Origin of the sequence: Paenibacillus sp. oral taxon 786 str. D14 (assembly GCF_000159955.1) — a bacterium.
In the GTDB taxonomy this organism is placed as follows: Bacteria; Bacillota; Bacilli; order Paenibacillales; family Paenibacillaceae; genus Fontibacillus; species Fontibacillus phoenicis.
In genome coordinates, this window is the sequence record NZ_GG695970.1 from 253,516 (window position 1) to 264,782 (window position 11,267).

General features: G+C 51.9%; 15 protein-coding genes. 11 read left to right on the forward strand and 4 right to left on the reverse strand.

Annotation, left to right across the window (positions count from 1 at the left end; all coding sequences use genetic code 11):
* The coding region (locus tag POTG_RS01185; RefSeq protein WP_009222960.1) for a nucleotidyltransferase family protein at positions 1–256 on the reverse strand (256 nt) is incomplete at its 3' end.
* 194 nt (positions 257–450) lie between these two features.
* On the opposite strand from POTG_RS01185, the gene POTG_RS01190 reads away from it, so the two are divergent.
* The 10 genes from POTG_RS01190 to rnc all read left to right on the forward strand — a co-directional run bounded on the left by POTG_RS01190 (position 451) and on the right by rnc (position 8,296).
* Positions 451–972, forward strand: a complete 522-nt coding sequence (locus POTG_RS01190) for a YceD family protein (protein ID WP_016312480.1) — start codon at positions 451–453, stop codon at positions 970–972.
* A 59-nt stretch (positions 973–1,031) separates the two neighbouring features.
* Positions 1,032–1,205, forward strand: a complete 174-nt coding sequence (rpmF, locus tag POTG_RS01195) for a 50S ribosomal protein L32 (protein WP_009222962.1) — start codon at positions 1,032–1,034, stop codon at positions 1,203–1,205.
* A 241-nt stretch (positions 1,206–1,446) separates the two neighbouring features.
* Complete coding sequence (gene fapR, locus POTG_RS01200) at positions 1,447–2,046, forward strand: transcription factor FapR (RefSeq protein ID WP_009222963.1); 600 nt, start codon at positions 1,447–1,449, stop codon at positions 2,044–2,046.
* Positions 2,030–3,016, forward strand: coding sequence for a phosphate acyltransferase PlsX (gene plsX / locus POTG_RS01205; RefSeq protein WP_009222964.1), 987 nt, complete (start codon positions 2,030–2,032; stop codon positions 3,014–3,016). The genes fapR and plsX overlap by 17 nt, the downstream gene beginning before the upstream one ends.
* Positions 3,017–4,015 (forward strand): beta-ketoacyl-ACP synthase III, encoded by a 999-nt coding sequence (locus tag POTG_RS01210; protein ID WP_009222965.1) that lies wholly within the window; start codon positions 3,017–3,019, stop codon positions 4,013–4,015.
* A 71-nt stretch (positions 4,016–4,086) separates the two neighbouring features.
* Positions 4,087–5,025: an ACP S-malonyltransferase gene (gene fabD, locus POTG_RS01215; protein ID WP_009222966.1), complete on the forward strand. Its 939-nt coding sequence runs from the start codon at positions 4,087–4,089 to the stop codon at positions 5,023–5,025.
* 136 nt (positions 5,026–5,161) lie between these two features.
* A complete protein-coding gene (gene fabG / locus POTG_RS01220; protein ID WP_009222967.1) occupies positions 5,162–5,911 on the forward strand; it encodes a 3-oxoacyl-ACP reductase FabG in 750 nt (249 codons plus the stop codon).
* A gap of 71 nt (positions 5,912–5,982) precedes the next feature.
* Positions 5,983–6,216 carry an acyl carrier protein gene (acpP, locus tag POTG_RS01225; protein WP_009222968.1) on the forward strand — a complete coding sequence of 78 codons (234 nt, stop codon included), beginning with the start codon at positions 5,983–5,985 and terminating at the stop codon, positions 6,214–6,216.
* A gap of 129 nt (positions 6,217–6,345) precedes the next feature.
* Positions 6,346–7,584, forward strand: a complete 1,239-nt coding sequence (gene fabF / locus POTG_RS01230; RefSeq protein ID WP_157273274.1) for a beta-ketoacyl-ACP synthase II — start codon at positions 6,346–6,348, stop codon at positions 7,582–7,584.
* A 13-nt stretch (positions 7,585–7,597) separates the two neighbouring features.
* Positions 7,598–8,296 carry a ribonuclease III gene (gene rnc / locus POTG_RS01235; protein ID WP_009222970.1) on the forward strand — a complete coding sequence of 233 codons (699 nt, stop codon included), beginning with the start codon at positions 7,598–7,600 and terminating at the stop codon, positions 8,294–8,296.
* Between the two features lie 118 nt (positions 8,297–8,414).
* On the opposite strand, the gene POTG_RS01240 is transcribed toward rnc, so the two are convergent.
* Positions 8,415–8,693, reverse strand: coding sequence for a hypothetical protein (locus POTG_RS01240; RefSeq protein WP_016312473.1), 279 nt, complete (start codon positions 8,691–8,693; stop codon positions 8,415–8,417).
* Between the two features lie 179 nt (positions 8,694–8,872).
* On the opposite strand from POTG_RS01240, the gene POTG_RS23520 reads away from it, so the two are divergent.
* A complete protein-coding gene (locus tag POTG_RS23520) occupies positions 8,873–9,031 on the forward strand; it encodes a hypothetical protein (protein ID WP_157273275.1) in 159 nt (52 codons plus the stop codon).
* 2 nt (positions 9,032–9,033) lie between these two features.
* Here POTG_RS23520 and POTG_RS01245 read toward each other — a convergent pair whose 3' ends face one another.
* Positions 9,034–9,411 (reverse strand): hypothetical protein, encoded by a 378-nt coding sequence (locus tag POTG_RS01245; protein WP_036643731.1) that lies wholly within the window; start codon positions 9,409–9,411, stop codon positions 9,034–9,036.
* A gap of 318 nt (positions 9,412–9,729) precedes the next feature.
* Entirely contained in the window at positions 9,730–11,142 is a 1,413-nt protein-coding gene (locus tag POTG_RS01250; protein ID WP_009222971.1) for a serine hydrolase, read from the reverse strand.
* Between the last annotated feature and the right edge of the window lie 125 nt (positions 11,143–11,267).

The following is an 11,267-nucleotide window of genomic DNA, read 5'->3' on the forward strand; positions in this document are numbered from 1 at the left end:
CTCCGTAGGCGAACCACTCCGCCGGCTGGGCCGCGTAGGCGACCGGCAGCTCCAGCACCACGTCGACCCCGAGGCGGAGGGCCATCTCGGCCCGCGCCCACTTGTCGACAAGCGCCGGCTCGCCGCGCTGCAGGAAATCGCCGCTCATCACGGCGATGACCGCGTCCGCCTGAGTCAGTCGCTTGGCCTCGGCGAAATGGTAGGCGTGACCGTTATGCAGCGGATTATATTCAACGATGATCCCTACGATCTTCAAAGGACTCGACTCCTTATTCTCCGGGGTGATAGTTTCGATTTTTTATTTATGAATATACCACAATATACCACGAAATCCCCGCGGTACGGCAAGGATGAAGTCGGCTGCGGCTTTTCCGCGGGAAAATCGCTTTATTGTTGACAAAACTTACTTAAAATCGGTATAATAACTTTTGTTTGTTTGGAGTGATGCTGATGATTATTCATTTACGTCAGGTGAACTCGTCCGGAGCTCCGGTGAAGATTCATCAAGCCTTGGACGTAAGCCATGTCGTTAAAGGTCGCAGGGACATTACCGCGATCAGTCCGCTTCAGGTCGATTTGCAGGCGGAAGCCGCAGGCGGAGACGTTGTCGATGTCAAAGGCCAGCTGACTGCAGAGCTCGATATGACCTGTTCCCGGTGTCTGAAGCCCTTGAAGCAGGTCGTGCAAGCGGAGTTTTCAGAAAGCTTCAAACAAGGCGACGATCCCGAGACAGACGTACAGGCGCAGGAAGAAGACGATGACTTGCATTATGTCGCCGACGACAAAGTCGATCTCGTGCCGTACGTGGAAGAGACGCTGTTGCTTCATCTTCCGTATGCCGCTCTGTGCGAGGAATCTTGCAAAGGGCTGTGCCCGGTTTGCGGAACGGATCGGAACGAGCGGGATTGCGGCTGCAATACGGACAAGATCGATCCGCGACTCGCAGCGCTCGGCGATTTTTTCAAAAAATAAGCAAGTAAACAAGAAATAAAGCCCCGGTTAGGGTTGACTTGAATAAGGAGGTGGGAACCATGGCAGTACCTCAACGGAGAACGTCCAAAACGCGCCGCGACAAACGCCGCACGCATTTCAAATTGGCTGTGCCGGGCATGGTAAAATGTGAACAATGCGGAGAATTGAAGCTTGCTCACCACGTTTGCAAAGTTTGCGGAACTTACAAATCGAGAGAAATCATTGGCCAATAAGCTTAGGCAACAACTTAAAGTAGTACTTCATTTCGATGAGGTGCTATTTTTTTTGTCTTTGTTGTCACGGCCTCCCGTCAGGTTTATGGCAATTTCGCTTTTCTTTTGGAACGGGATGCTTTATACTACATTTTAGTACCAGGTTCTAAAGAAAAGCTTCGCCAACTATTACATATAAGGGAACGTTATTTATAGATAGACCATCATTGCTTGCTGAAAAGGGGGGATACCCATCGAACGTTTGCCGAAGCGGGCGAGGCAGCAGCAGCTCGTCCAAATGATTGAAGCCAACCCGTTTATTACGGACCAAGAGCTGACCCGTCAGCTGAAAGTCAGCATTCAGACGATCCGTCTTGACCGCATGGAGCTGGGCATCCCAGAGCTTCGGGAGCGGATGAAGCTGATGGCGGAACGGTCGTACGACCAGGTTCGTTCCTTGCCGCTGCATGAGGTCATCGGGGAAATCGTCGATCTGCAGCTGGACAAGAGCGGGATCTCTATCTTTGAAATCCGCGAGGAGCATGTGTTCTCCCGAACGGGGATCGCCCGTGGACACCATGTGTTCGCGCAGGCGAACTCCTTGGCGGTGGCTGTGATCAACGATGAAATCGCTTTGACGTTCTCTGCAGACATCCGGTTTATCCGTTCGGTGCATCTCGGAGAGAAATGCATTGCGAAAGCTTATGTAAGACCTAATTCCGGCCAAAAAGGCAAAGCCAAGGTTGAGGTCTTTACTTACGTAGGCGAAGAAATGGTATTCCAGGGGAATTTCGTCATCTACCGGTCCACCGGGGAGGACACTTCAGAAGGAGGAAGAAGTCAGCATGAGAATCGCCATTGATGCGATGGGCGGGGATCACGCGCCGCAGAGCACGGTCCAAGGTGCACTGGCCGCAGCCAAGGAATGGAGCGATACCGAAATCATTCTGGTTGGTAATGAGCAAGTGCTGAAGCCGATGCTGCAAGGAGCGCCGGCAAATTTACGAATTTATCACGCGTCCGAAGTGATCGAAGCGGAGGACGAGCCGGTTAAGGCGGTTCGCCGCAAAAAGGACTCCTCGATGGTCGTCGCCGGACGGCTTGTCCGCGAAGGGGAAGCAGAGGCGATGATCTCCGCCGGCAACACCGGTGCGCTGATGACCACGGGACTGCTGGTGGTCGGGCGGATGGAAGGGATCGAGCGGCCCGCGCTCGCGCCGATGATCCCGACGGTGGACGAGCGCGGCGTGTTAGCGCTCGACCTCGGTGCCAACATGGATGCGAAGCCGGAGCATTTAGCCCAATATGCTCTGATGGGCAGTATCTATCGCGAGAAGGTGCACGGCATCAACAAACCGCGGGTGGGTCTGCTGAATGTCGGCACCGAAGCGAAGAAAGGAAACGAGCTCACCAAAGCGGCTTTCCCGCTGCTTACGTCGATGCCGATCAACTTTGTTGGGAACGTGGAAGCCCGGGACATCTTGACCGGAGCTTGCGACGTACTGGTGTGTGACGGCTTTGCGGGAAATATTTTGCTGAAATCGCTGGAAGGTACGGCGGGCACAATGTTTTCGATTCTGAAGAAGGAATTTTCGAAATCGTTGAAGAACAAGCTGGCTGCAGCTGTGTTAATGCCGTCGCTGCGCGGCTTGAAGAAGACGCTTGACTACAAGGAGCATGGCGGAGCGCCGCTTCTGGGATTAAGCGGGTTGGTCGTGAAGGGACATGGCTCCTCTGACGGAGGGGCCATTAAGAACGCTGTACGCCAAGCGCGAACGGCGCTGCAAAGCAAATTGACGGAGAGTATAGCACGTGAAATCAGCGGGGAGTGAATGACGATCGTGACAAAATTACGTTCGGTTGGAATTATCGGGACCGGGAAATACGTTCCGGAAAAGGTGCTGACGAATGCCGATTTGGAGAAAATCGTAGATACGAACGACGAATGGATCGTTTCGCGTACAGGAATTAAAGAACGGCATATCGCCGCACCGGACCAAGCGTCCTCCGACTTGGCTTATGAAGCGGCCGTTCGGGCGTTGGATTCTGCGGGTTTGCGGGCTGAGGAGCTGGATTTGATCATCGTGGCTACAATTACCCCGGACATGGCGTTCCCTTCGACCGCCTGCATTTTGCAGGATAAGCTCGGTGCGAAAAAGGCGGCCGCCTTTGATTTGTCCGCTGCTTGCTCGGGGTTTGTCTACGGGATGGCCGCCGCCAACGGATTCATTCAGACCGGAATGTACCGGAATGCACTGGTGATCGGTGTGGATACCTTGTCCCGCATCACGGATTATACGGACCGGAACACTTGCGTCTTGTTTGGGGACGGAGCCGGGGCTGTCGTTCTCGGCGAGGTGCCGGAAGGCCGCGGGTTCTTGTCCTTCGATCTCGGCGCGGAAGGGGCCGGCGGTGAGTTGCTGAAGCTCGAAGCGGGCGGTTCCCGGCTTCCGGCTTCGGAGGCGACTGTGGCGGATCGCAAGCATTACATTTATATGAATGGCCGCGAGGTGTTCAAGTTTGCCGTACGCGTGATGGGAACGGCAACCGAAGAAGTGCTGCGCAAAGCAGGGAAGACCAAAGAGGACATCGATCTCTTTGTCCCTCACCAGGCGAATATCCGAATCATCCAATCGGCGAGGGAGCGTCTGAATCTGCCGGAGGAGAAATGCGTGATCAATGTGGATAAATACGCCAACACTTCGGCGGCTTCGATCCCGCTGGCTCTGGTTGAAGCGGCAGAGGATGGACGCATGAAGGAAGGCGACACCATCCTGCTGGTTGGCTTCGGGGGCGGATTAACCTGGGGCGCATCCGTACTCGTATGGTAATCTAGGCTTTCGCCATAGGACATGCGGGTGGATGGTCATTCACCGGACTTTTACGATAGGGAGTGCACAGGATGGGCAAAACCGCTTTTGTTTTTCCGGGACAGGGTTCCCAAAGCGTTGGAATGGGCAAGGATATATATGACGCGCTGCCGGAGGCGCGGGCGCGGTTTGAAGCTGCGGATGAGCAGCTTGACTTCAAGCTCACCGATCTGATCTTCGGCGGCCCGGATACGGAGCTGAAGCAAACGGCCAATACGCAGCCTGCGCTCTTAACGACTAGCGTGGCGTTGTATGAGGCGTTTGCGGCCAAAGGCTTTCAGCCGGACTATGTAGCCGGCCACAGCCTGGGGGAATACAGCGCGCTGACCGCAGCCGGCGTTCTTAACTTCGAAGATGCCGTGAAGCTTGTACGTGCGCGCGGTGAATATATGGAACAAGCGGTGCCGGGCGGGCAAGGCGCGATGGCAGCCGTCCTTGGCGGCGAACGGGACGCGCTTGCCAAGCTGTGCGCCGACATTACCGCCGGCGGTGCGCTAGTTGAGCTGGCGAATGTGAACTGCCCTGGGCAGATTGTGGTCTCGGGAAGCCGAGAAGGGGTTGACCTCGTCATTGAGCGGGTGAAGGAAATCGGGGCCAAACGGGCGATTCCCCTGGAGGTCAGCGGACCGTTCCACTCTTCTTTGATGAAGACGGCTGCGGAACGGCTGGGCGAACGGCTGGCCGCTGCTTCGTTCAGCGATGCCAAGGTGCCGGTTGTCGCTAATGTGACGGCTCGTCCCGTACAAAGCGGGGCAGAGATTGCCGAATTGCTGGTTCGTCAAGTTTATTCTCCTGTGCTTTGGGAGGATAGCGTGAGTTGGCTCCTTTCCCAAGGCGTGGATACGTTCGTAGAGATCGGGCCTGGCAGCGTCTTAACCGGATTAATCAAAAAAATCGATAAATCGGCGCGGCTGTTTAACGTTAGCGGATTGGACAGCCTGGAACAAACGGCTGCAGCTTTAACCGAATAGGCCGATTTAGCCTTAGGTTTTACCATCGCCGCAAAGGTGCCGCTTGGCGCAAAGAATGGCGATAGGATCATAGAGGCAATCTAGAGCTTTGATTTTTAAATGCTTCGCATAGGTTAGGCGAAAGGAGATGAACCGTATGAGCAAACCGCTGCAAGGGAAAACCGCTTTGGTCACGGGGGCTTCACGTGGAATTGGCCGCAGCATTGCGCTTGCTTTGGCCGAGGCGGGAGCTGACGTTGTTGTAAACTATGCGGGGAATGAAGAAGCCGCCGCCCGCGTCGTTTCCGAAATCGAGGCGCTTGGTGTGAAATCCTACGCGGTTAAAGCGCATGTAGGCAGCAGCGAGCAGTTCGAGGAAATGGTGAAATCCATGCTGGATGCGTGGGGCCGGATCGATATTCTCGTGAATAACGCAGGGATTACAAGAGATAATTTAATTATGCGCATGAAGGAAGAAGAATTTGATCAAGTCATCGAGACGAATCTCAAAGGCGTATTTAACGGCATCAAAGCCGTGACCCGCCCGATGATGAAGCAGCGCTCGGGACGAATTATCAATATCTCTTCGGTGGTCGGCGTGCTCGGCAATGCGGGTCAGGCGAACTATGTCGCCGCCAAAGCCGGGGTTATTGGCTTGACCAAATCATCGGCGCGCGAGCTGGCTTCGCGCGGGATCACCGTGAATTGCGTCGCCCCCGGGTTTATCGATACCGATATGACGGGCGAGCTTCCGGAGGAGTATCGCCAGAAGCTGCTGGCGGATATCCCATTGGCCCGCTTGGGACAACCTGAGGAGATCGCCAGCGTGGTTCTGTTCCTCGCCTCGGACAGCGCGGCATATATGACCGGTCAAACGCTGCACGTAGACGGCGGAATGTATATGTAAAAATCACGCCTTTCGCTTCTATGGCATTTTAACTTCAAATCTCTTATAATACCAAAGAGGAGGTGAACCGGATGTCCGATATCTTGGATCGCGTAAAACGCATTGTAGTGGATCGCCTCGGCGCTGATGAAGCCGAAGTGACGCTGGAAGCGTCTTTCAAAGACGACTTGGGTGCGGATTCGCTTGACGTAGTTGAGTTGGTCATGGAATTGGAAGATGAATTCGATCTGGAAATTTCCGACGAAGATGCAGAGAAGATTACGACTGTAGGTGAAGTTGTAAACTACATACAATCTCATACCTAATGTCATCCAAAAGTCCCGTACCTCCTACATAGCAGGCGGGACTTCTCCTCATCTTCAGCTTCTGCAAGCATTCGTGCTTAAGAACTTAGAATGATTAGTACACATGAAGTCCATACGAGGTGAATGTGTTTGAAGCATAGAGTAGTAGTCACAGGAATGGGGGTCGTGACGGCGCTAGGACAAGACCTCGATACGCTATGGAATAACCTTGTTCAGGGGAAATCCGGCGTTTCGAGAATCGAAGCGTTTGATGTCAGCGAATACCCGACGCAAATTGCCGCCTCCGTGAAAGATTTTAATCCAGAGGATTATGTGGATCGGAAGGAAGCGCGGAAGATGGACCGCTTCGTGCAATTTGCAGCCGCTGCGGCAATCAGCGCCATGAAAGACAGCGGACTCACCATCGGTGAGACGGCCGATCCGGAACGGGTTGGCGTTATGATTGGTTCGGGGATCGGCGGTCTTGGAACTTGGGAAGACCAGCACAATATTTTGCTGGAGAAAGGTCCAAAACGCGTCAGCCCATTTTTTATTCCTATGATGATTGCCAATATGGCCTCGGGCCATGTATCGATCATGTTTGGAGCGAAGGGTCCGAACACGACGGCGGTAACTGCGTGCGCGACCGGAACTCATTCCATCGGCGATTCGTACAAGCTTATCCAGCGGGGTGATGCCGATGTGATGATTTGCGGAGGCGCGGAAGCAACGATCCGTCCGACCGGTATGGCGGGATTCTGCTCGATGCGGGCGATGTCGACCCGCAACGACGAACCGGAGAAAGCCAGCCGGCCGTTTGATCTGGAACGAGACGGCTTTGTCATGGGCGAAGGCGCCGGGATTCTGATTTTGGAATCACTGGAGCATGCACAGAAGCGCGGTGCTAAAATCTACGGTGAAGTTATCGGCTACGGCTTGAGCGGGGACGCTCACCATATGACGGAGCCGGATCCCAACGGACCGGAACGCTGCATGAAGATGGCGATCCGCGATGCCGGGATTGCGCCGGAAGAAGTGGATTATATCAATGCCCACGGGACATCGACCCCGGTTGGCGACCGCTCGGAGACGATTGCGATCAAACGTGCGTTTGGAGACCATGCTTATAAATTGGCGGTCAGCTCGACGAAATCGATGACCGGCCACTTGCTTGGGGCTGCCGGCGGGGTGGAAGGCGTCATTTGCGGGCTCACCTTGAAGCATGGCATCATTCCGCCAACGATCAACTTGGAGCATCCGGATCCGGAATGTGATCTGGACTACGTTCCGAACGAAGCCAGACGTGCGGATGTCCGCGTCACGATGTCCAACTCGTTTGGATTCGGCGGACACAACGCCACGATCATCATGAAGAAATACGAAGCATAAGGGGTTAAGTCCGGTGAATGGAGATCTGAAGCAGTTACAGCAAAAACTTGAACTGGCATTCCAAAATCGGCAGCTTCTGAAACAAGCCTTCACTCATGCGTCATACGTGAATGAGCATCGCTTCAGTCAATATGAGGATAACGAACGGCTGGAGTTCTTGGGCGATGCCGTTCTCGAATTGACCGTTTCGGAGCATTTATATCGGTTATTCCCGGATCGTCCTGAAGGCGAGCTGACCAAATTGCGCGCCGCGATCGTCTGTGAACCGTCGCTCGTGAAATTCGCCGAAAACCTGGAGTTTGGAAAATACGTCCTGCTAGGCAAAGGCGAGGAGTTGACGGGTGGGCGAACTCGTCCTGCTCTGCTCGCGGATGTGTTCGAATCCTTTATTGGCGCTTTGTACTTGGACCAGGGCCTGGAAGCAGTTACTGCGTTCCTTCATCGCCATGTATTCCCTAATTTGACCCTTGATGGCAAGCTGTCAACCGGCGACTTCAAAACGGAGCTGCAGGAGCTGACGCAGCATCATGGCATGGGCACATTGGAATACCGGATCATTGAAGAACGGGGACCGGCCCATGAGCGCGAATTCGTTGCGGAGGTCCGCATGGATGGGCGTCCGCTTGGCCAGGGTACTGGCAGATCCAAGAAGGAAGCCGAGCAGCAGGCCGCCGCCGTGGCGCTGGAGTTGCTTAAGAGCTCTGAGCTTTGAACATTGCATGAGAAGTGAATATGGAAGAGAAGAAGGCATCCCAAGATTGATCAGGGAGGCCTTCTTCTCTTAGATCAGACCGATCGTGCTGTTAGTTACTTTAAACCACTGGAGATATTCAATCCTTATCGGTTTTATTTTGTTCTGAGTGATTTATTTTTGAGGTACAACATTGAGTATCTACTGTGGGGATCCCACTTAATGGGTCAAATTGATACAGGGAAATATAAAGTCTCCGTAATTCTTGTAACTGCACGGCTAGCTCCAATCCGAACTTAAAAAAAATTTCCTTTTCCTTTTCAGAAATATCTTCACAGACACAGTTGGCATAAGAAATTACGGCGCCGTGAACCGCCTGAATGCTTTTTAATAGTTTATGTCTACATAAACTTGACATAGAAATGTTCTCCTTTAAGATGATTTTGAAATAGAATATAATGTTACGTAATAAAAAAATAAAACGGATAAGACATCATACTACTATTTTGAAGTTCATTCATTACAAGAGGAACCTGAACAACAGCTTTTCTTAGGAAAGCGTATTGCTCAGGTTCTGTTCAAAAGAGGTGAAAGAGAGTGAATAAGTTTGTTTATGATAACGATTTGGACTTTATAAATGCTAAATATACTCTGTTTTGTTTTTTGTCATTTATTACAATGCGAAAGATTTTACGTTTAGAAGAAAAAAAGCGCCAACTGAAGCAAAGAATAGAAGAAGCTAAAAATATAAATTAGTATTATGTGGGTATCCCGCCGTCAATAGGAAAGCAATCTGTTTCACACGTTTTAATATTATTGGTGCACATATTGATACACAAGCTAGGTTTTATTTTAGCTGCAGCGCATGCTGTGAAGTGATTTTCTATTACATTCCCCGATTGATTCAGAAGTGTACTTTTCGTTGTTACTTCCACTAGTTCATCATTTTCGTTATAAGACAGGACAAAAAGTTCAGGTTTACTTTTAGCAGATAAGATTAAATACTTAGTATTTTTATATTTGTAAAGTTGAGGACTATTTAGTTCGAGTGAAACCCCCTTGTCTTGTAAAAAGTTAGTTGCGCTTTTTATTCTTGGTTCTTCAACTTGCAGTTTAATTAACTTATTGTTTTCCATCCTAAGTCCCACCTATTGATTATTGCAGGTGAGCTTTCCCTAGGATATAAATCCAAGATAACTGTATCCCGCAGTTTCCTGATTTAAGAGAAATTCATCTGCAAGATTAATATATTGATATACTTAACATCGTGTTACAAACGAAAATGAACACTATGTCTAGTTGATCTTACTACTAAGTATGAAGAAGGGGGTTATAAGTATTGAGAAAAATTCAATGTTCTGTTTGACTTTGATCTAAAAGATTAAATTGTAACATTCTAAAATAGAAGAAATTCCTAAGCTTAGTTATGTTTCGTTCAGAGGCTCTGTTAAGATTTACGGCAACTGCATCCTGAGCTCGGTCATCAACGTCAGCGTATCCATCCCGGCATGATTGCCAAGCAGAATGATCGTATACCCGCCGCCGAGCTCCCGGGACATGCCGGTGGCGTAGCCGGTACCGCTGCCATTGTGGAAGACGCGTGTTGTCCCGTTTTCCTGCTGAATCATCCAGCCGTAGCCGTAATTTTTCTCAGAATACGGGGTGAACATTTGGTCGATCGACGCTTGGCTAAGTACGCGTTCCGTTTCAAATGAGGCGATCCACGTCAACATGTCGTTGGCAGTGGAGTATAACGTGCCGGTCCCGGATTGTGAGATATAAGGGCCGGCCGGCGCCCAGAGTTGGTCCCCGGCACTAACGTAGCCCTGAAGGACCGGAATCGAGGGCTTCGCTTCGCCGGTGTCTTTTAAACCCAGCGGCTCCCAAATGCTCTGCTTCAGATATTCCCCATAACTCATCCCCGAGGCTTTCTCGATGATCCCTGCCAGCACGACATAACCGCTGTTGCTGTACATAAATTTACTGCCCGGTTCACTCAGCAGCGGCTTGGAGCGGATCGCTTCGATCGTATCCTGCAAGGTCATGCCCGCAACACGTGGAAAGTTGGGGTTGATGCCGGACAGGTGGGATAGCAGCAGGTGAATAGTAATCCGATCCCCACTAGGAAAACCGGGGAAATACGACTCTAATGTATCGTCTAGGTGAAGCTTTCCCTCCTCCGCGAGCTTCATGACGGCCGCCGCTGTAAACGATTTGGTCAGAGAACCAATGCGCGATTTCGAATCGGCCCGAACGAGCTGGTTATCGCCGTCATATCCGTAACCTTTGCGCAACAGAATCCGGTCATCTTTAGCAATCAATGCAATCCCGGAATACTTTTGGGCCTGCAAATAGCGGTCAGCTACCTCGGTTTCCGAAGAACGGATTGTCGCTGCGTCCGGGGTCAAGGCAACATGCATCGTTCCTGACATTGCCACGGCATCCACCTCAGCCTTCATCACTTCGGCTAAAGCCCGCAAAGGCACCAAGGTGACGCCGCCTTGATCTAACGAATTTACGCCGATCCGGAGCGGGTTGCCGTTGACGCTGAACAGATCCGTACCCGTGCGGTGCAGGATCGTGTCCCCGTGTACCCGAAGTTCGGCAGCACGTTTCGTAGTATTCCATCGTACTTCTGCACCCAGGTATTCCGCCGCTTCACGCAAAGGGGCATAGGTCACGCCGCGATAAATGAGGGGCTTGGTTGTCCAGGCAACGGATTGCCCCCCTACGGTCACAGTTACGGATTTCCCCGCCTGCGTCTGCGAAGCGGAAGCCACTGGCAGTCCCGGCGATCCGAGGGAAGCCGTCCCAAGGCATACAGATATCATGATGCCGGCCAGGCGGGAAAGTTTTTTTATGCTCATCAATGTTGCTCCTTTTACCGATATAAGAGGTTGGATTTTTTTCTATCACACTAGCAAAAAGTGCCTTAAATTTCAAGCGAATGAGAGAAGCGTCATGCCGCGCAATCTTCCGCGACGGATAGCCT